At 59.3% G+C, this 19900-nt stretch carries 19 protein-coding genes; 6 read left to right on the top strand and 13 right to left on the bottom strand.

Annotated features, from left to right (window positions below; translation table 11 throughout):
• Nucleotides 1-29: 29 nt before the first annotated feature.
• The 4 genes from pdxH to dinG all read right to left on the bottom strand — a co-directional run bounded on the left by pdxH (nucleotide 30) and on the right by dinG (nucleotide 5468).
• Nucleotides 30-677 carry a pyridoxamine 5'-phosphate oxidase gene (pdxH, locus tag BT119_RS20090; RefSeq protein WP_003363512.1) on the bottom strand — a complete coding sequence of 216 codons (648 nt, stop codon included), beginning with the start codon at nucleotides 675-677 and terminating at the stop codon, nucleotides 30-32.
• Nucleotides 678-751: 74 nt separating this feature from the next.
• A complete protein-coding gene (locus BT119_RS20085; RefSeq protein WP_072366800.1) occupies nucleotides 752-1912 on the bottom strand; it encodes an OmpA family protein in 1161 nt (386 codons plus the stop codon).
• Between the two features lie 153 nt (nucleotides 1913-2065).
• Nucleotides 2066-3214: a serine hydrolase domain-containing protein gene (locus BT119_RS20080; protein WP_072366798.1), complete on the bottom strand. Its 1149-nt coding sequence runs from the start codon at nucleotides 3212-3214 to the stop codon at nucleotides 2066-2068.
• 109 nt (nucleotides 3215-3323) lie between these two features.
• Nucleotides 3324-5468: an ATP-dependent DNA helicase DinG gene (gene dinG, locus BT119_RS20075; RefSeq protein WP_003402334.1), complete on the bottom strand. Its 2145-nt coding sequence runs from the start codon at nucleotides 5466-5468 to the stop codon at nucleotides 3324-3326.
• A 107-nt stretch (nucleotides 5469-5575) separates the two neighbouring features.
• Here dinG and BT119_RS20070 point away from each other — a divergent pair, with 107 nt between their 5' ends.
• The 3 genes from BT119_RS20070 to BT119_RS20060 all read left to right on the top strand — a co-directional run bounded on the left by BT119_RS20070 (nucleotide 5576) and on the right by BT119_RS20060 (nucleotide 8238).
• The gene (locus BT119_RS20070; RefSeq protein ID WP_072366796.1) at nucleotides 5576-6040 is read left to right on the top strand and encodes a CopD family protein; all 465 of its coding nucleotides are present in this window, start codon (nucleotides 5576-5578) and stop codon (nucleotides 6038-6040) included.
• 180 nt (nucleotides 6041-6220) lie between these two features.
• Nucleotides 6221-7180 carry a nucleoside-specific channel-forming protein Tsx gene (locus tag BT119_RS20065; RefSeq protein ID WP_072366794.1) on the top strand — a complete coding sequence of 320 codons (960 nt, stop codon included), beginning with the start codon at nucleotides 6221-6223 and terminating at the stop codon, nucleotides 7178-7180.
• A gap of 26 nt (nucleotides 7181-7206) precedes the next feature.
• The gene (locus tag BT119_RS20060) at nucleotides 7207-8238 is read left to right on the top strand and encodes a purine-nucleoside phosphorylase (protein ID WP_072366792.1); all 1032 of its coding nucleotides are present in this window, start codon (nucleotides 7207-7209) and stop codon (nucleotides 8236-8238) included.
• 69 nt (nucleotides 8239-8307) lie between these two features.
• Here the strand turns inward: BT119_RS20060 and BT119_RS20055 are convergent, their stop codons facing one another.
• The 8 genes from BT119_RS20055 to BT119_RS20020 all read right to left on the bottom strand — a co-directional run bounded on the left by BT119_RS20055 (nucleotide 8308) and on the right by BT119_RS20020 (nucleotide 15630).
• Entirely contained in the window at nucleotides 8308-9066 is a 759-nt protein-coding gene (locus tag BT119_RS20055; protein WP_072366790.1) for a hypothetical protein, read from the bottom strand.
• The gene (locus BT119_RS20050; protein WP_003363526.1) at nucleotides 9059-9334 is read right to left on the bottom strand and encodes a DUF1145 domain-containing protein; all 276 of its coding nucleotides are present in this window, start codon (nucleotides 9332-9334) and stop codon (nucleotides 9059-9061) included. The genes BT119_RS20055 and BT119_RS20050 overlap by 8 nt, the downstream gene beginning before the upstream one ends.
• Nucleotides 9335-9578: 244 nt before the next feature.
• Nucleotides 9579-10526 (bottom strand): DMT family transporter, encoded by a 948-nt coding sequence (locus BT119_RS20045; protein WP_072366787.1) that lies wholly within the window; start codon nucleotides 10524-10526, stop codon nucleotides 9579-9581.
• 15 nt (nucleotides 10527-10541) lie between these two features.
• A complete protein-coding gene (locus BT119_RS20040; RefSeq protein ID WP_072366784.1) occupies nucleotides 10542-11639 on the bottom strand; it encodes an arginine deiminase family protein in 1098 nt (365 codons plus the stop codon).
• A gap of 15 nt (nucleotides 11640-11654) precedes the next feature.
• Nucleotides 11655-12818 (bottom strand): ATP-grasp domain-containing protein, encoded by a 1164-nt coding sequence (locus BT119_RS20035; protein WP_072366782.1) that lies wholly within the window; start codon nucleotides 12816-12818, stop codon nucleotides 11655-11657.
• Nucleotides 12815-14026 (bottom strand): ATP-grasp domain-containing protein, encoded by a 1212-nt coding sequence (locus BT119_RS20030; RefSeq protein ID WP_003363536.1) that lies wholly within the window; start codon nucleotides 14024-14026, stop codon nucleotides 12815-12817. Before BT119_RS20030 ends, BT119_RS20035 begins: the two co-directional genes overlap by 4 nt.
• Nucleotides 14027-14040: 14 nt before the next feature.
• A complete protein-coding gene (locus BT119_RS20025) occupies nucleotides 14041-14928 on the bottom strand; it encodes a 2Fe-2S iron-sulfur cluster-binding protein (RefSeq protein WP_003431187.1) in 888 nt (295 codons plus the stop codon).
• A gap of 24 nt (nucleotides 14929-14952) precedes the next feature.
• Entirely contained in the window at nucleotides 14953-15630 is a 678-nt protein-coding gene (locus tag BT119_RS20020) for an iron-containing redox enzyme family protein (protein WP_072366780.1), read from the bottom strand.
• Between the two features lie 46 nt (nucleotides 15631-15676).
• Between BT119_RS20020 and BT119_RS20015 the strand changes: the two genes are divergently transcribed.
• The 3 genes from BT119_RS20015 to BT119_RS20005 all read left to right on the top strand — a co-directional run bounded on the left by BT119_RS20015 (nucleotide 15677) and on the right by BT119_RS20005 (nucleotide 17247).
• Nucleotides 15677-15859 carry a hypothetical protein gene (locus BT119_RS20015; protein ID WP_072366774.1) on the top strand — a complete coding sequence of 61 codons (183 nt, stop codon included), beginning with the start codon at nucleotides 15677-15679 and terminating at the stop codon, nucleotides 15857-15859.
• 413 nt (nucleotides 15860-16272) lie between these two features.
• Nucleotides 16273-16770, top strand: coding sequence for a DUF6231 family protein (locus tag BT119_RS20010; protein WP_003363541.1), 498 nt, complete (start codon nucleotides 16273-16275; stop codon nucleotides 16768-16770).
• A 3-nt stretch (nucleotides 16771-16773) separates the two neighbouring features.
• Nucleotides 16774-17247 carry a YchJ family protein gene (locus BT119_RS20005; protein WP_003431189.1) on the top strand — a complete coding sequence of 158 codons (474 nt, stop codon included), beginning with the start codon at nucleotides 16774-16776 and terminating at the stop codon, nucleotides 17245-17247.
• 129 nt (nucleotides 17248-17376) lie between these two features.
• Here BT119_RS20005 and BT119_RS20000 read toward each other — a convergent pair whose 3' ends face one another.
• Nucleotides 17377-19812 (bottom strand): TonB-dependent receptor, encoded by a 2436-nt coding sequence (locus tag BT119_RS20000; protein ID WP_003431191.1) that lies wholly within the window; start codon nucleotides 19810-19812, stop codon nucleotides 17377-17379.
• Nucleotides 19813-19900: the final 88 nt, after the last annotated feature.

The raw sequence follows: 19900 nt of genomic DNA, 5'->3' as shown, positions 1-19900 counted from the left end.
TCAGACGATTGGCCAGACGAATAATTCAATCAGGGTGCAAGGCGCTCGCGTGTCCATCTGTCGTCTATCAAACGATAGTTCAAACGGTCGTGAAGTCGACTGGAGCGACCCTGCCAGAACTCGATCCGCTCGGGCAAAAGACGATAGCCACCCCAGTGCTCGGGGCAGTGTGGCTGGGTGTCTGCGAAGCGTTGTTCCGTCTGTCTGATCAGACCTTCCAGTTCGTCGCGATCGGCGATCACACGACTTTGTGGCGAGGCCCATGCACCCAGACGGCTGCCCAGAGGGCGCACCTGGTAATAGGCGTCGGATTCTTGCGCAGAGACTTTCTCGACCCGCCCCTCGATACGCACCTGGCGCTCCAGTGTCGGCCAGAAGAAGGTCATCGCGGCAAATGGACGTGCAGCGATCTGCTGGCCCTTGGCGCTTTCGTAGTTGGTGAAAAACGTAAAGCCCTGAGTGTCCAGGCCCTTGAGCAGCAGGACGCGGCAGTGGGGACGTCCTTGCTCATCAACCGTCGCCAATGTCATGGCGTTAGCCTCGACCGGCGGCTGCTCGGTGTTCACCGCGTCGGCAAACCATGCATGGAAGAGTGCAAAGGGCTCGTCCGGCGATTGCGCTTCGGTCAACCCGTCGCGCGTGTAATCACGGCGCATATCGGCCAGGGTCTGGGTCATGGTCTGGTTCCTGCGAGGTCACGGATCGACCCCACGCGAAGCGTCAGTGACGATCCGCGTGGGTGCTGACAGGCTTAGTTACTGGCCTGGCTGTCATCCTTCTTGGCGGGCGTTGCGGTTTTGGCCGGGGCCTTGGCGGTGGTTTTGGTCGCTGCCGGCTTCTTGGCCGCTGCGGTGGTCTTGGCTGGCGCGGCCTTCTTGGCGGTGCTGGCTTTGGCCGGTGCAGCTTTCTTGGCGGTGTCTTTCTTCGCAGTGGCTTTCTTCGCAGGTGCGGCGGCAGGTGCCGGGGTGACTGGCTTGACGTCCTGGGTCGCGACCATGGTCGGTGCAACTGGCGGCAGTGCGTAGCGGCTCATCAGCGCGCGCATGGTGTCCTGCGGCGTCATGAGGATCTCGACCCGGCGGTTGAGCGCACGCCCCTGCAGACTGTCGTTGGCGGCGCGCGGCATCACCGCCCCCATGCCACGCTGGCTCAGGCGATTACGCTCCAGGCCACTGAGACGGAAAATCGCGGCAACCGACTGCGCACGCTCCTGGCTGATCTTCTGGTTGGCTTCGGTAGGACCCGAAGTGTCGGCATGACCGAGAATCAGCACGGCAGTTTTCTGATCGCCTTCTACCACCTTGGCCAGACGGGTGATCGGCCCCAGCGTGTTGGGCAGCAGCATGGCCGGACGGTCGGGGTTGAACGAGCTGTCGACGGGCGCGGTGATTGCCAGCAGGTCTTCGCGACGCTCCAGCTGGAAAGGGCTGTCCTTGATTGCAGCGCGCAGGCGCGGCTCGTATTCGTCCAGCCAGGCCTGGGTCACTTTCGGATCAGGCATCGGCAGCGCTTTCGGCTCGTCCTTGGCGGAGTCATTGCCAAACGGCCACCACCACTTGCTGTCGGTCTCCGACTTGGCAACCATCGCCGGTGCAGCAGGCTTGGCGGCCGGCTTGTCGGCCACGGCATCAGGTTTGGCCTGCGCGTTATCGTTCGAGCCGAACGGCCAGTACCACCGCGCGCTGTTTTCAGCACCTGCCTCAGGTGCCGGCGTTGCAGCAGCCTTGGCAACCGGAGCCGGCGCCGGGCTCGGTGCCGGAGCCTTGGCAGCGGTGCCTGCGTCAGCGGAGTCGCTGCCGGAACCGAACTGCCACCAATGGCCTCCGGTTGCAGCAGAGTCGGATTGTGGGGTTTGCGCACAGCCGGTCACGGCGATGCACAGGGCGAGAACGAGGCTTTTATTAGACGACATGGGTAACCCGCAACGGTTTTGATCAGACAGAAGGACGTAACTACGCCGGTATAACATGCATAAAGATGCAGTTGGAAAAAGAAACCGTCGTACGGTTCCTGTTACAGCCATTTAACTGACAGTCGGTATGAAACAAGCACTTATAGCCGATACTTACTGCAAACACTCACGCAGAACCCCGACCAGTTTCTGAGCGCGTGGGTCCATCAGAATGTACGGCCCCAAGGTGTTGGTAACGAAGCCAAAGGCAACCTCGTCATCAGGATCGGCGAAACCCACCGAGCCGCCCGCCCCCGGATGGCCAAAGGCCTTTGGCCCCAGGCCGTAAGTCGCGTTGGCAACGCCCGGCTGATCGAGCATGCAGCCCAGTCCCAGACGGGTCGAGGTCAGTAATGTCTTGTCCTGACCGAGGCTGTGTTCACGGGTCAGCTCATTGAGCATGTCTGCTTCAAGCAGGCTGCCATCGAGCAGACCGCTATAGAAACCGGCAAGACTGCGCGCATTGCCGTGACCGTTGGCGGCTGGCTGCTGCATGCGGCGCCACTCCGGCTTGTTGGTGCTGGTCATGATCGACGGCGGGTTGGTGAACGCCTTGGCTGTGATCGAAGCCGGTTCGCGCATCGTCGCCTGAAGCACGCGCTGGGCAGCGTCGTCACCGGCATTGCCTTTGCCGCGCGCGATGTGGGCCACGCGATGAAACTGGTCATCCGCCAGGCCCACATGAAAATCCAGCCCCAGCGGGCGGGCGATACGCGCAGCAATGGATTCACCGGGACCTCGACCATCGGCGCGGCGCAGCATCTCGCCCACCAGCCAGCCATAGGTGATCGCTGCATAACCATGCCCCTGACCCGGTGTCCACCAGGGTTCTTCGGCGGCCAGGGCGGCGGTCATGGTGTCCCACTGGTAAAGCGCTTCGGCAGGCAACGGCTCACGCAACGCGGGCAGGCCGGCCTGATGGCAGAGCAATTGGCGCAGGGTGATGGAGGCCTTGCCCGCCGCGGCGAATTCGGGCCAGAGCCTGGCCACGGGTTCGTCCAGCTTCAACTTGCCCTCTTCGACCAGTTGCAGAACCGCCACGCTGGTGAAGGTCTTGGTGCAGGAGAACAGGTTGAGAATGGTGTCGGTGTGCCAAGCCTCGGCACCGTCCTTGTCGGCAGTGCCCGCCCACAGATCGATGACGGTCTGGCCGCCGACCTGAATGCACAAGGCAGCACCGCGCTCCTGCGGGTCGTCAAAGAGCGCCGCAAAGGCTTCACGTACTGCTTCGAATTGAAGTTCGTAATGACCCTGGATCTGCAACGGCTGACTCCTGACTGGCAACATGAGCCTGGCGACAGGCTAAATGGCGCGTATTGTTTCAGCGATCGAGCGCTTTGGGAACAGATGTGAAACGCTCTTCATCTTTGGCTCAGGTTATTTCCCGGCGGAACGGTGGCAGCGCATTGAGAATCGCCTTGCCATAGCGCTGGGTGACCACGCGTCGGTCCAGCAGCGTGATGGTGCCGCGGTCCTCTTCGGTACGCAGCAAGCGGCCACAGGCCTGTACCAGACGCAACGAGGCATCCGGCACGGCGATCTCCATGAACGGGTTGCCACCACGCGCTTCGATCCACTCGGCCAGCGCGGCCTCGACCGGATCATCCGGCACCGCGAACGGGATCTTGGCGATGACCACGTGTTCGCAATAGGCGCCGGGCAAATCCACACCCTCGGCAAAGCTGGCCAGCCCGAACAGTACGCTGGACTCGCCGCTGTCGACGCGTGCCTTGTGCTTGTTGAGGGTTTCCTGCTTGGACAGATTGCCCTGAATGAACACCTGCTTGCGCCAGTCACGGTCCAGGCCGTCGAAGACATCCTGCATTTGCTTGCGCGACGAATACAGCACCAGCGTGCCTCGCGAACCTTCCACCAGACCCGGCAGGTCGCGAATGATCGCTGCGGTGTGGGCCACCGAGTCACGCGGGTCGGCCTTGAGGTCCGGCACGCGCAGCACACCGGCATCGGCGTGATGGAACGGGCTTGGTACCACGGCGGTCACCGCCCCCTTGGGCAGGCCGGCACGCATGCGATAGCGGTCGAATTTGCCCAGCGCGGTCAGGGTCGCCGAGGTAACCAGCGCCCCGTAGGCGATGTTCCACAAGTTGCGACGCAGCATTTCCGCCGCCAGGATCGGGCTGGCATTGACCTCGATATCGAACATTGCACCGCTGTCGGCCAGGGTCAGCCAGCGCGCCATTGGCGGGCTGTCTTCCGGATCTTCGGCGGTGAAGGCTGTCCACAATTCCCAGTTGCCATGCGCGCGGGCCAGCAGGCTGCCGAACAGCGGATACCATTCTTCGGCCTGATGGCTGGCGATGCCGATGTTGACCTCACCGTCCATGCCTTCCTTGAGCAGCTCGGTCAGGCGCGTGAACAGGTCGTCGAGGCGCGCAAAGCCCTTCTTGAGCTCGATGCCCATCTCGCGGATGTGCTCGGGAATCACGCCGCCGACAAAGCGATGACGTGGACGCTCGCGGCCCTGCATGTCTTCACCGGCGCGGAAATCCGCCAGTTGCTCGCAGGCACCGAACATGAACTGCTGATGGCCCTTGATCTCGCGGGCCAGCTCCGGCACCTGCTCGATCAGCTTGCCCAGATCACCGGGCAGCGGATGCTGGGCCAGCAGCTTGGCGAGGTTCTTGGCGGTCTGTTCCAGCCAGTCGGCGGTCGATTTCAAACGGGTGTAATGGGCAAAGTGGCCGATGGCCTTGTCCGGCAGGTGATGACCCTCGTCGAAGACATACAAGGTGTCACGCGGGTCCGGCAGCACTGCACCGCCGCCAAGTGCCAGGTCAGCCAGTACCATGTCGTGGTTGGTGACGATCACATCGACCTTGCCCATGCCTTCCCGCGCCTTGTAGAAGGCGCACTGCTGAAAGTTGGGGCAATGCCGGTTGGTGCACTGGCTGTGATCGGTGGTCAGACGCGCCCAGTCCTGATCGGCGAGTTCCTGCGGCCAGCTGTCGCGATCGCCGTCCCACTTGTTGCCCGCCAGCTTCTGCAACATGCTGGTGAAAAGCTTCTGACTGGCCTCATCGACCTCGATCTTGAAGCCTTCTTCCTCGAACAGCTGCGCGGTCGCGTTGGTCGCGTCACTTTCCTGCAGCAATGCGTCGAGCTTGGACAGGCACATGTAACGCCCGCGCCCCTTGGCCAAGGCGAAGGTAAAATTCAGACCGCTGTTGCGCATCAGGTCCGGCAGGTCCTTGTAGACGATCTGTTCCTGCAGGGCGACGGTCGCGGTGGCGATTACCAGCCGCTTGCCTGCCGCCTTGGCAGTGGGAATCGAGGCGATGGCATAGGCCACGGTCTTGCCGGTACCCGTCCCGGCCTCGACGGCCACTACCGCAGGATCGCCCGAACGACGGCCCTCTTCATCGGTGTCAATGTCCCCCAGCACCTTGGCGACTTCAGCGATCATCAATCGCTGGCCATAGCGCGGCTTGAGGCTCTTGGCTTCGAGGAAACGCGAGTAAGCGCCCTGGATCTGGGTTTTGAGTTCGGTACTGATCATTGGCTTCGGTTCGGGGGCACGGCTAAAAAGGCTGGATAAATTTTCAGTAGTTCTGAGTGGGCGCTATCATAGCGCGCTAAATCCATCCGCGCAGAACGGAGTGTCCGATGACCGCTTTTTCTACTGTCTATACATTGCATCTGCTGGCTGCCCTGGTGTGGGTTGGCGGGATGTTTTTCGCCTGGATGGTGTTGCGCCCAGCAGTCATTGCAGCACTTGAAGGCCCTTCTCGCCTGAAAGTGTGGGTCCAGGTGTTTCCGCGCTTCTTCGCCTGGGTCTGGGCTGCGGTGGTGCTGCTGCCGATCACCGGCATCGGCATGATTCAGCTCAACTTCACCGGCTTTGAAACCGCGCCGCGTTATGTGCAGATCATGATGGGCCTGTACGTGGTCATGGTTGCGCTGTTTTTGCGTATCCAGTCATTGCAACTGCCGGAGCTGCGTCGTGCCGTGGAAACCGAACAGTGGGCCGAGGGCGCCGCGGCTTTGGGCCATATCCGCCGCCTGGTCGGCATCAATCTGATTATCGGTCTGGCCGTGGTCATGCTCGCCGCTGCTCGTCCGGGCCTTTGAGGTAAAACGGAACATCGCGGGGCACTGGCGGTGACACCGCGCACAGCTTGCGGGCGTTTTCCTGCCCGATCGGTCATCTTCTGCGCCTGATATCCAAGGCATTCAACATCTTGAAACAGTTTGGCATGGGCTGTGCAAACGTTTGCGATCAGCAGTACGCGCCCACGAAAAGGAGCTTCAATGCCACAGCCGCCGTTCACTCGACCCGCAACGCCCTCAAGATTTCTCATGCCTCTGCTGTTCGCCGCCGCTGCGGCGATGCCATGCACCAGCGCGCTGGCACAGCCCGCCGCTACCGAAGACTCGGCGCAGGGCGAAGCACTCAGCCCGCCTGCCTCGCCCAAGGAAGGTAAAGGCGCGTATTTTTCAGACTGGTTCAACCAGGACCTGACGCTGATCGGCAGCAAGGACATCAGCTTCGGCCCCAAGCCTAACGATGACATCTACCTGGAGTACGAATACTTCGGCCGCAAAGGGCCGTTCGAGCTGTATGGCTATGTCGACGTACCGAAGATTCTCGGCATCGGCAATGATAATGACAAAGGCGTCTGGGACCATGGCTCGCCGCTGTTCATGGAGCACGAGCCACGCGTCTCGATCGACTACCTCGCCGGGCGCAGTCTGGCCATCGGTCCGTTCAAGGAATGGTACGTCGCCTTCGACTGGATCTATGACCACGGCAGCAATACGGCAAACCGGGCCAACACCCTGTACAGCGGCCTGGGCACTGACATCGATACCCACTCGCGGGTCAATCTGTCGGCCAACTTCTATGGCCGCTACCAGTGGGAGAACTACGGTGCCAGCAACGAATATTCGTGGGACGGCTATCGCGCCCAGCTCAAATACATCGTACCGATCAGCACGTTCGACAACGGCGCCTCACTGACCTACATCGGCTTCACCAACTTCGATTTCGGCTCGGACCTCAAAAACGATCCGGCACGCACCGGCAACTCCACGGTCGCCACCAATGTGCTGCTTTACGCCTTCACGCACCTGCGCTTCACCCTGGTTGGCCGCTACTTCCACAACGGCGGCAACTGGCAGGACGGCAGCGAGCTGAACTTCGGCGATGGCAACTTCCGCGCGCGCTCCGACGGCTGGGGCTATTACGCAGGCGTGGGTTACCAGTTCTGAACCTTATTATGACGACAGGAGTTTTCATGAAACACACTACTCGCAACGCCCTCTGCACCACGCTGGCACTGCTCAGCCCGGCTGTCTGGGCGGCTACCGCGCCGGTGGCACCGGTCACGCCCAAGGTCATGCTGGTCGCCATGTTTGCGCCCGAAGCACAGAACTGGATCGACCGGCTGCATCTGACCAAGGAGATCCAGGTGCCCGGCCTTGCCGCCGAGTACCCGGCCATCCGCTGCAATGATCAGGACGTCTGCCTGCTGGTCACCGGCATGGGTCAGACCAATGCCGCAGCATCGACTCTGGCCCTGGCCCTGTCGCCGCAATTCGACCTGCGCAAGACTTACTTCATCGTCGCGGGCATTGCCGGCATCAACCCGCACCACGGCACACTCGGCACCACGGCCTGGGCGCATTATCTGGTGGAATTCGGCACGCAGTGGGAAATCGACTCCCGCGATGTGCCCAAGGAATGGCCGACCGGTTATCTGGGCATCAACACCAAGGGTCCGAACGAGAAGCCGCCACTGGATTACAAGACCGAAGTCTTCGAGCTCAACCCCAAGCTGCAGGCCAAGGCGTTTGCCCTGTCGCACAAAGTGACCCTCAGCGAGAGCAAGGAATCAGCAGCCTGGCGAGTCAAATACCCTTATGCGCCTGCCAACCAGCAGCCGCAGGTCACGCAGTGCGACACGCTGGCAGGCAATACCTGGTTTTCCGGCACGCGTCTGAGCGAGCGTGCGGAAGTCTGGACCAAGCTGCTGACCGACGGCAAGGGCGTGTATTGCACCACCCAGCAGGAGGATAACTCCACCTACGAGGCTCTGTTGCGAGCGAGCAAGGCCGGCAAGGTCGATGTCAATCGCCTGGCTGTCGTGCGCGCGGGTTCCGACTTCGATCGTCCGTATCCGGGTTACAGCGAGGTGGACAACCTGCTCGAGTACGCCGATCAGGGTGCCTTCGTCCCGGCGCTGGAAAACCTCTACCGCACCGGCAACCCGCTGGTGCAGGCGATTGTCGGCGACTGGAAGAATTGGGAGAAAGGCGTACCGCAATAATGTGATGTGAAGCGGGTCGCGACTGTCCGGATCATGGCCTTGCACCTGATCCGGACAGGCTCTCGCAGATTACAGACGTTGCAGAATCAACGCGCCTGCCGGTCCCGGAGCACCTGGCAGACCGGGCTCACCCTGTCTGCCAGCCTTGCCGCCTTCAGCGCGGTAGACGATACAGCCTTTGGACGCACCGCCCTTGCCTGCCTTGCCGCCCTCGCCCCCCTTGCCCGCCGCACCACCCGCGACATTCACCTTGATGCGCTCGGCCGGATAGCTCTGTGGCAGTTCAAGACGCACCTGTGCGCCCGCAGCGCCATCGTGACCATTACCGCCGCTGTCGCCGTTATAACCACGCCCGGCATGGCCCCAGGTACAGCCCGGGTCTTCGCCCGTGCCGCCGTCCAGCCCGGCATAGCCTGGGCTGCCTGCGCCACCACGGGCGTCAATCGACAGTTCTTCGGCATTCAGGCTCTGCAGGCGCAGGGTCAGGTTGCGCCCTGGCCGTGCCGGTTTCTCGAAAGTACCCGGCGCGCCCCGCGCGGTGATCTGGCTGCCGGTGCCGAACTCACCGTGCAGCACGACCATATTGAACGCCTGCACACCAGGGACGATGGCGATTCGCGCTTCGTGCCCCAGCACCAGCTCGCCAATCTTCACATCATCGATCCCGGCCGGGATCAGCAGAGTGCCGTAGTCGGCCACTTCAAGGCGCTCGACCTGCAGAACGCTGCTGTTGCCAGGCAGACGCATCAGCGAGTGTGGCGCAACGATAATTGCCTGGGCCATGGCCAGAGGGCTGAACAGTGCCGCCAGCAGAACGAGCTTACGCATGAGTGTGCCCCCTGACCGAACGGCCGATGGATTGAACGTGAAAGATGCCGAAAAGAATGATTTTGCCCCGGTCGCGCCACGGATGCCGGCGACCGCGCAGGCTGCCGTTGAACAGAATCAGCTCCAGCAAATGAGTCAACAACAGCACCGCGCCTGCCATGTCGATCATCACGCCAAACGGGCTGGGCGCCTCAATCGCCGCGTTGACCAGCACCACCAGCCAGAAGCCCAGCATCAATATCTTTCCCAGCCCCCAAAACACCTTCATTGCCTGCCCACCCCTTGTCATGATCCATTACGAAATTGCAGTCTTCGCATGCTTTTCGTCGCCGCACAGTAGACGTGCTGTACGCCGAATATGCCAGCGGTGTGTTGAAAAAGATCCGCAATGATCTCGACGCAAGACAATGTTTGTGTTCGGCAATACTGCAATCAAGGATAGCGGACACCAAAAAGCCCTGTCACAAAGGATGCAGGGCTTTTTGCAGGACCTCTGATATGTATCGAGCCTGTCAGGCCTCGCTGGGAGTCTTGGCCTGGACGACTGGACGTACCACCGGCACCGGGCGCTTGTACCACCAGACACCTGCCAATACTGCAGCAACGCCAACCCATTGCACGAACGTGAGCTGCTCATCGAAAAAGAAGAAACCGATCAAAATCGCCACCACCGGACGGGCCAGTGCAGAAATAGAGGCCAGTACCACATCGACGTGCCTGAGTGCATATGCCATCAGGCCATGGCCGAGAAGCTGGCTGATCAGCGCGAGCAACGCAATGACCACCCAGCCGTACAGGGTGTCCGGCAGAACCTTCGGACTGGTGAGCAAAGCGATGGGCAGTAACAGCACTGCACAGGTAAAGCTGTTCCAGATAATAATCTTGCGAGACGTGAAGCAGTCGCGCAACGACTTGATCATGATCAGGTAGATCGCATAGAAAAGCGCCGAGTTGAGGGCCAGCAGGTCGCCGGTCACGCTCTGACTGGAAAATGCCACGCTGGCACTGCCGTCAAACACCAGCAGACACGCCCCGCCGATACTCAGGGCCAGCGCCAACACTTGATAGATGCCGATTTTTTCCTTCATGAACAGATAGGACAGCAGCGCCACGAACACCGGGGACAGGTTCATCAGGACCGACGTGTTGGCCATGCTGGTCAGCTTGACCGCCCAGTGATTGGACAGCAGATCCACACACGACACCACGCCCGACAGCACCAGCAACCAGAGCATCGCCCGCCGGCTGCGCGCCGTACCGACGGTCCCGGTCTCAGTGTTTTTACCTGCTGGCCAGGCAGCCAGCGCAGAGGCCATACCGCCCGCCATGAACATTCGCAGCATCAGGGTAGACGTGGCATCCACTTCACTGAGTTTGACGAACGCAATGGCGGAGGCCACACCGATGGTACTTATGATCAGTGCCAGAACGGGCAGAAACGCCTTATTACCCACCTTCATGACGGTCCCTCGAAGTTATAGGAGTTGAGTGGCGCAATGAATGCCGCCGAACTGCTTTTGATGCTCTGTACAGGCGATCAGATGAACATGACAGTCATGCTCAGCCAACTGATCAAGCAGGCGCACCGGTGCGTTCTGATCGATCCAGACATGGTTGCCCAATGACAATGCATTTGCGCACCATGCAGCCATCATTTCTTCGTCCAGCGGTATCAGCCCGATACCCGCGACCTGTGCTGCCTGGCGAAGCGTCAGGTCCTTGTCAGTCAGTTGCCAGCCCGATGACACGCGCCGATAAACGTTGACCAGGGATCGGTCGGCTGCGTCCGCTCTTTTCGCGTCGACCAGCAGGGCGTTGCGCAGCAGGCAGGCGTAGTGATCCAAGTGAAACTGTTCCGGATTGCGCCATACGTCCTGCACCGCCAGCACAACTTCACCCTTGAGCAGGTTTGAAGCCAGCAAGAACTCCAGCACCGGGAGCTCGGTACGAAAGCCGATGTTGATCACGGATACGCGTTCATTTTCCAGATAGTCGCCGCCCTCGAGCACCTGATCGAGTTCGACGGGAACGTGACCATGTGCAGCGACCACCTGCTTCACCACATCAACCTCACGCGCCCTGTCCTGACGCTTCAGACGCCCGAAAACCGGCTGTCCACCTACGTTCATGAAGTGGTCACGCGGAAACAGAAGTCCGTACAGCGGTTGAATCCGGTAGCTCTCGTAGGTAGCGTCCGGACTGATCCGGCCCAACTCGTCATCGTCATGCAGCCGCAGCTCAGGCTGGTTGATGATGATTTCGGCCAACTCCTGCCGACTGCAGCGGAACAATTGCTGGTGAGCAAGCTGCTGGCGCCCGTGTTCGACGTTGTCGGCAAAGCGCAATGCATGCCTTGCCAACCGCCGCATATCCTCGATGGCGACATGCGGACCGTCCTCGCTGAACAGCGCATCGGACAGGAAGACGGTCGGGAAACCCGCTGCATTGAACGAACTGGCCATAGCCATGACATCGGCATCTGCCTGCCGAAGCGAATACGGCTGCTGCGATTCCATGAATACCGACATGGAAACAGGCTGCACGACAGAGGGAAGCTGCAGGAGCACTTTCATCCAGGGTTCCAGAAATCAGGTTGCGCGGATCGACGTCTGCAAAATATTCATGCACTGCACAATGGCCTGCTCTATCGCAGCCTGGCTGTCGGCGGCGAAGTGCAGTCTGGCGGGGATATCCTCGTAGCTGAACGCACTTGAATCGCCCTGAGACTGCACGCTGCTATAGGTCAGCAGCGGATGGGAGAGCTCCATCTGCGGATCGAAGGTGAACCCGCCGGGGAACGGATTGGGCATCATCAGAAAACCGGTGACTCGGGTGTCTAACGGAGCGATAGCCACTTCGAGCGCGGCGCGGGTCCAGAGCTCATACAGGTCGATCCCCTCGCTGCGCAACGCGACAAACGGAATCTCGCCGCCACCGACGCGACCGCCGATCTCCAGAAACACCAGCTCGCCACGACGCTCGATGATTTCCAGGTGAATGGCCTGGTTGTGCAGGTTGAGACGCAGGCAGACTTCTTCGGTGAGCGCGCGAACCCGCGCGATGAATGCCCGGTCATCGACTGTGACCGAGCCGAGCGGCAGGCCGTTGCGAAAGTCCAGGCAGGTGTTCAGGTACTTGGACACCTTGAAGTACGGCATGCTGTCGGCCGCCAGTATCGCGTCGACATGATAAATATCGCCTTCTATATATTCTTCGACTTCGTAGCCATTGAAATCCGGCAGGTCGGGTATGTCTTCCAGGCGTTCGATCTTCACCACGCCGTCCGAGGCGGCGCCAACCTGGGGTTTCAGGATGACCGGAAAGCCGTGCTCGCGACAGAAGGCTTCGACGCCGCTGCGCGACGCTACATTCCGGTACTGAGGATAACGAACCGAAGAACCGGTCAAGGCTTCCTTCATGCTCGCCTTGTTACGGCACAGCAGGTTATCGGCGACCTTGGCACCGGGTATGTTGAATTCGGTACGCACCAGCGCAGCGGCATCCAGATCGTATTCCGAAAAGGCGATCACGAAATCGACGGGCTGACGACGATGAATGGCCCGCGCTTCCTGAAGTATCAGATCGGCGTCCAGTACGCTGACTTCGACCACATTGGCGCTGACCTGCGGATCAATCAGTCGCGAGTGCCCTGCCAGTGATATGTAGGAGACATCGACCTGCGAGTGATCGATGTAGTTGCGATAGTCCGAAAGCTCGTCGTCATAGCGGTTGATGATCAGGACATGCTTCATACGATTCCAACCTCTGTGTGTACCCGCCCGACGAGGCTTCTTACAAGCGCCTCGTCGGCGCCGCCGAACATGACGTAGCCAATTCTTGAGGTCCAGTCCTGATCGGAGCCCAGAGCATCCCCGGACCGGTAATACACCTGATGCGAGAGGTAATACGGACTGTCGAAAATGTCGGAGAGCCCCTGCAGTTCGGTAAATTCGCTCTTGTCGCCTCGGGGGATGAAGGCGATGGCACTGACGCCGTTCGCACATGGCACGGCGCGACTGTCGATGTCCAGGTACTCACACAGCGTCTCTTTGGCCAGGTCAATGCCGCTGGCACGCCTGATCAACTCGACGATATTGTCGCCTGGAAGGCGGGCCGCCAGTTCAACCGCCACCGGCTGGCCTTGTGGCGTTACACGCAGCTCCAGATGGAACGGCCCGACGTTGAGCTTTATGGCCTCAAGCACCGCCAGCGAGTATTCGGTCAGCACCTTGCGAAACCCTTCGTCATAGCCCTGGCCCACAATGTGACCGACTTCGACGAAGTACGGCTCCGAGCCGAGCAGTTTTTCCGTGATGGACGCAAGGGTGACGCTGCCATCGCTGCGCACGATGCCTTCGACACTGTATTCCGTGCCGGGAATGTACGCTTCGACAATCAGCCGGCCACTGGCAGTAAAGCCGATGTCGTCGGGCAATGATTGACGGAATGTCTCCACCGCTTCGACCAACTCTTCATGGCTGTAGAGCTTGCGCACACCGATGCTGCCCGCCATATCGATCGGCTTGACCACAGCCGGAAAGCTGAAACCCTCCGGCACCGATACCGGGGCGTGGGCATCCAGAAGGAAAAAGCCGATAGTGCTCAGCCCCGCGTCAGTCAGCCGACTGCGGAAATTGAATTTGTTGCGCACTTTCTGTACTGCACTGTCGTGCAGATGCGTTGTGCCTGACGCAGCCCCCAGGCGCGCGGCCATGGGCACGGCGTACTCCACACCGGGAAGAACGGCGCGGATGTTTCCCAACTCATTGATTTTCTCTAGCTGTGCATCGAAATCACCGGTGTCGATTTTGATGACCTGACGTACCTTGGCCCGCAACTCAGCGTTGAGCTCCTGCTCGCCACCGTCACAGGAAAACACATAGACATCGACGCCCAGTTGCTGCGCCGCATTGATATAGTTAATGCCGGATGAAACAGGATCAATGACAACGATGGACATGGCTCAGTCTCCGACTATCCAAAACTTTCAAGTTCACACAAGGGAAGGTTCTTTAACTTGCCGATCACCCCATCCGACCCGACGCCGATGGTGAGCGTGTCGTGCATCAAGTGTTCGCCAATGGCGAAGTCAGGGTGGGTCCATTCGGAAAATGGAAAGTTGGTGACCTGAACGTCGCATTCAACCGTCTTGCGGAAGACCTCTATACACCCCGCGTGATAATCGCTTAGGCCTGCACGATTGACGGCGTAAATGGCAACTTCACTAATACCGTACTTCGCCACCAGTTCCTGCGCACGGCTCAGTGCCGCCCCCATTCCACTTCCACCGCTCACGACATTCAAACGACTCAGGGACTGTTCATAGACCGGCAAGGCAGGACTTGCAATTGAATACTCCAACGGTTCGCCAATTGGCCACTGCACCAATAAGCCCGAGAACAGGCCACCCTCACGCAACTTCACATGGCAGGTCAGGCTGTCGTAATCCTTGCCACCCAAGGTGACCACGGAATAACTTCGTACCGCTGAACCCTCGGGGTATTTCAAGCTGATGACCGACTTGGCGTTATAAAAAACCTTTTTGACCTCAAGCACGACTTCCATGATTTGCCCGGACAGAATCCGTTTGCTTTTCAGCCTGGCCTTATGAAAAGTGCTGATCGCAACGCGGATATCAATATCCGTTTCAGCACGACTGACGCATGGCAAAAAGGCTTCATTCAAGGCAACGACTTTTCCCTGTTCCAGAACGCGACCCGAAACAAGTGTGCACTTGCACACTCTGCACACCCCTTTGAGACACCCCCTTACCAACGCTTCATGAGGAAGGGCATCGGTAAGGGGGTGCTGACTCTCGGCGGTGTAAGTCTGGTCTCCAATACGAACACTGTAGATTGCCATTACACCGACCTTGAGTAAGGTGTATTAAAGCGTTGCTGCACGCAGGGCCTGGAAGTACTCACCGACCATCGGCACGAATGCCTTGATATGAACGACAGCCTTTTGCAGATCCTTCTCGTCCTTGATAACCGACGCCAGCATGTTGTTCATCATGCCGCTGTGGTCCTCGGCTTCGTCGAAAGCCACGTGCGAAGCCGCTCCGCTGACCGCTGGCTGGCCCATGCTGGCGCTGGCCTTCTGAGTGATGAACGAGCTGTACTTGTCGCCGTAGTATTCGAGGAACCAGTCCCAGGTGATCGCGGACAATGGCCCGAACTTGCTGACGCAGAAGTTCAGGTAACCCATGAGTTTCCAGGTTTCCGGAAAGGCGAACTGCGCCTGAATATCGGAAGGGGAATAGCCGTACGTAGCGAGGTCCTGACCGAACATTTCGTCGTGGCCGAACTCATCATACAAATAGTAGGACAATTGTTTGGCCGCGGAAATGTTATCGACCGCCGCAACCTGTACAGCCCGTGCGTCCAGTTCGTTGTTCATGTGAATGCGGATCACGCACTCCAGGATATGACGCTTGTAATAAGACTCATTGAACCAGTCGCCTTTATGGAACTCGCCCATGACAGTGTCTTTTTTGAATTCTGCTTCCAGGCAGGCATCAACGGTGCCTTCAAGCGTCTTTAGCATCTCAGCGGTGGATATCATCAGTTGCTTCTCTCCATGTTAATCATTAATGGCTTAATGACATTTAATGTTCAGCGTCATGCTGAACCGTGTTATCCGTATCACAACAAAACAAAAGACCGACGGCCTGAACCGCGAGCAAAAGCTGATCGAGTGGTCAAACAGCGATTGCGTAAAACAAAAAATGACGTCAAACAGGCGCCCCTGCCTATTACCAGATGCGGCAGCTGAACAACCAGCGCTTTTTTAATAGCTGTACCGGCACGCACCCGGATGACCCGGGCAATATCATTGCTTTGCGTATTCAAGGCGCACAGAAAAGCGGTTCATCATAATGAACGTTGTACGCCTAATAGCCCATGGCCAGAATATCCTGCATGCCCGCCGGACACACAGTAAGTGCCACGCCTTTATCAAGGCATCGCAGAAAATACAATTGAGTTACATTGAGGGTGTTTAGGCGTCGCGTCCATGCAGTCACTCTTGGGATCCAATTTGTGCCGGGGATCCTAATACCTCTTAAAACAGCTTGCAAGTAACTTTATAATCTAAGTATCTGCCAAATGGCTTAATGAACCAGTCGCTGCACCTGAAGGCCTGTGAACGACGCTTTCCAGACCTCGCCGGGCAGGCTAGTCTTGTCAGCCAACCAGAGGACTTTCAATGACCGTCGGCTACTCGAACCGTACGCCCCAACAAGCGCTGGCTGCCTTGCTCGATCGCTATGCGCCGCAGCGCCTGCTGTTGATCGGCGCTCAGGCGTTCCCGGCGTTGCAGGCCTTTCAGGAGGCCCATCCGCAGACCGAGGTCGCGCTGGCCGAACCCGGTGCGCTGCCTGCCCATCTGGCTGCGCAACGTTTCGATCTGGCGCTGGTGGTCGATTGCCTTGAGCACATCCCCAAGCGTACCGGCCTGGAACTGTTGGGTGGCATCCGCAACCTCAACGCCAGCCGCATCGCGGTGCTCGCCGATTTGCAGGCCTGCGGCTGGCAGGAGACGGATTTTTTCTCGCTGGCGCTGCAGTCCAGCGAACGCTTCGCCCGCAACGAGCAGGTACTGAACCTGTTTACGTACGACTTGCGTGAGTACAAACAGGTGCCCGACTGGCTGAACGCGAAGTACTGGGCCAACCCGGAGAATTTTGGAAAGTATTGGTGGTGACCTATGAGTAGTGCCATTTGCCCTTGCGGCAGCGGCGATCTGTTGCTGGCCTGCTGCGGTCGCTATCACGCAGGTCAGCCTGCACCCGGCGCGGAAAAGCTGATGCGCTCGCGTTATAGCGCCTATGTGTTGGGGCTGACCGACTATCTGGTACAGACCACTCTGCCGGTGCAGCAAGACGGGCTGGACCGTGAGGCTATCGCGCAGTGGAGTGCGCAGAGCACTTGGCTCGGGCTGGAGGTGGAAAGCTCGGAGGTGTTCGGCGGCAAGCCGGAGCATGCGTTCGTGACCTTTACTGCTCGCTGGCATGACGGCAATGGTGAGCACAGTCATAAGGAGCGTTCGTCGTTCGTGCAGAATCAGGGCCGCTGGTATTTTATCGACTCTACCGTGCCGTTGAGGGCTGGGCGTAATGATGCGTGTCCGTGTGGCAGTGAGCAGAAGTTCAAGAAGTGCTGCTCGGCTTATGTGGACTGAGTTGCGTCTCTTTACTTGAGCGTCGAGAACTCTGCGGTTGACCATCGTTCCCACGCTCCGCGTGGGAACGCAGTTCGTGACGCTCTGCGTCACACAGCGGTCTGCCTTATCAGGTGGATTGGGCTCACCTTAAAACTCCAATTGCGCCGAGAACGCGACGGTGCGTGGGTCGCCCAGGTAGCTGCTGTTGAGCCAGTATTCCTTGTTGGTCAGGTTGCTGACATTGACGCGCAGTGTCAGGTCGTTTTCTGAGAGGCGCAAACGGTAGCGGGCTCCGGCGTCGAAGGTGGTGAAGGACGGCAGGTCGTTTTCGTTGCTTTGATCGGTGTATTGTTTGCCGGTGTAGAACGCCCCACCAGTCATGGCCAAGCCTGGTACCGGGTTGATGTCGTATTCGGCATAGACCTTGGCCAGTTGTTTGGCGACGTTGGTCGGTACGTTGCCTTCATCCGCGGCGACGCCGGTTTTCTTGATTTTCGGGTCCAGTAAGGTGAAGCCGCCCACCACAGTCAGTTCCGGAATGACCTTGCCGGTGACGCTGAATTCCAGGCCGTTGTTTTCCTGACGTCCGTCAACCACGTAAATGTTGCCACCCGTGGTGTAGCCGTTGGGCTTTTCGATGTTGAACAGCGCCAGGGTCAGCAGGGTTTCGCCCAGCGTCGCCTTGGCACCAATTTCGTATTGCTCGCTGATTTCAGGCGCAAACGCCTGGCCGGCATTGAGCGTACCGCTGGGCGCGACGCCACCCGATTGCAGGCCTTCTATATACGTCGCATAGGTGGTCAGCCACGGCAGTGGTTTATAGACCAGCGAGATGTTTGGCGAGGTCTTGCTTTCATTGTATTTCGTCTCGGTTTCCGCCGAGCCGAACGCCTTGGCATAGACGAACTCGTTGGCGTAGGTTTTGATCTGCGTGTTGGTCACACCCAGGATTGTTGACCATTGTTCGTTGAAGGTGATGACGTCACCGATCAGGACATTGTTGCTTTCCGAACTGTTGGCCAGGCGCTGGTCGCCATGCCCGATCGAGTACGACGGTTTACCGACCTGAGGCGTCTGGTCCAGCGGTATTGTGCCCACCGGCGAGGTGTATTGCGGGCCTGGCTGATCGGGCGTGTACGGGATGTGATCCTCGTACTGTTTCTGGCGCGAGGTATTGCCCTGATAGCCCACGGTGACCTTGTGACCGATGAAACCGGTATCGAACGCCGCATCGAGAAACAACGAGCCGGTCTTTTCTTCGGTTTCAATCGGGGCGAAGGCATAAAGCGGCTGCGAGTAAAGACCCGCGCTGTAGACCGTCGGCCCGGTGTAGGTGTTCTCCGAGGTGTACTGCTGGGCAGCGAAGGCTGCGCGCAAGGTGAACGTATCGTTCAAGCGCCATTTGGCGCGAACACCGGCCTTGTCGGACTCATAATCGGAAAACGACCACTTCTGGCTGTAGAGCTTGTCGTTGTCCAGTGATGCCGCGCTGGGACGCAGGGACTGGTCACCGAAATACCAGTAGCTGGTCAGGCCGCGAATCTCGGTCTTCTTGTGCGAGGCGTCGAACTGCACCAGCAGATCGTCGGACACGTTCCAGTCCAGCGCCAGGGAAATCATCTCGCGACGCCGCTTGTTCAGATCGACGGCCGTTTCGCCATCCTGGGTCAGCACATTGAGGCGATAGGCGAATTTGCCCTCGCTGTCGATCGGCCCGCCGAAATCACCGTGCAGGTAGTAATTCTCACCCCCGGCATTGCCCAGGGTGACGCTGTTGTAGCGTTGATAGGTCGGGCGCTTGAGCACGTAATTGACCAGCCCGCCCGGCGAGGCCGGACCATACAGGAAGCCGGTCAGCCCGGTGATGACTTCCAGCTGTTCCATCTCTTCCATGTAGTTGCTGCCGTCGGCACCGTTGGTGAAACGCAGGCCATCATTGGCGATGTTCAGGCTGCCCGCGCTGCTGAAACCACGAATGTTGACGGCACTGGCGTAGCCGGCGCTGGTCGGCGAGTACATCTGCGTGAACGGGTTGTGCTTGATGACATCGTCCAGCGAGGTGGCCTGGATGTTTTTCAGCAATGCCTGAGGCGTGACGCTGATGGAATAAGGCGTGTCCTGCAGCCTCATGCCACCCAGAGCGCCGACGCTGCTGACGGTCTCGCTGCGATAACCCGCTGCTTCCGAACCTTCGAGGGGCGTGCTATTGGCGTTGATGTTGACGTCCGACAGGTTCAAGGCGTTCTGTTCCATGACCATCAGCGTGTAGGTGCCGGCGCTGCTCTGCACCAGTTGCAGACCGCTGCCACGCAGGGCCTCGCGCAAGGCCGTCGCCGCATCGAAATTGCCTTTCACCGCCGAGCTGGTTTTGCCGGCGACCAACGCCGGGTCAAGACTCAGTGCCAGACCACCCTGGCTGGAGATCCGATTCAGCGTGGTCGCCATCGGGCCTGCGGGCAGATCATAGGCAACCACGCTGGCCTGCTGCGCCGCCATCGACAGCGGGCTGGTCAGAGGCGTGCACAGGGCGATCGCCACGGCCAACAGACTGGGACGCAGAAGGGTGTCTAACGAACGGGACATCGGGCAACTCCTGATGGAATACTTCTCAATGCCTGTTAGCCGGACGAACGCTCGAAAGTAACAGGGCTGATTGAAAATAATTCCGTTT

This window comes from Pseudomonas sp. NFACC10-1, from assembly GCF_900119195.1.
Classification (GTDB): domain Bacteria; phylum Pseudomonadota; class Gammaproteobacteria; order Pseudomonadales; family Pseudomonadaceae; genus Aquipseudomonas; species Aquipseudomonas cerasi.
This window is presented reverse-complemented; position numbering and strand designations above follow the sequence as displayed.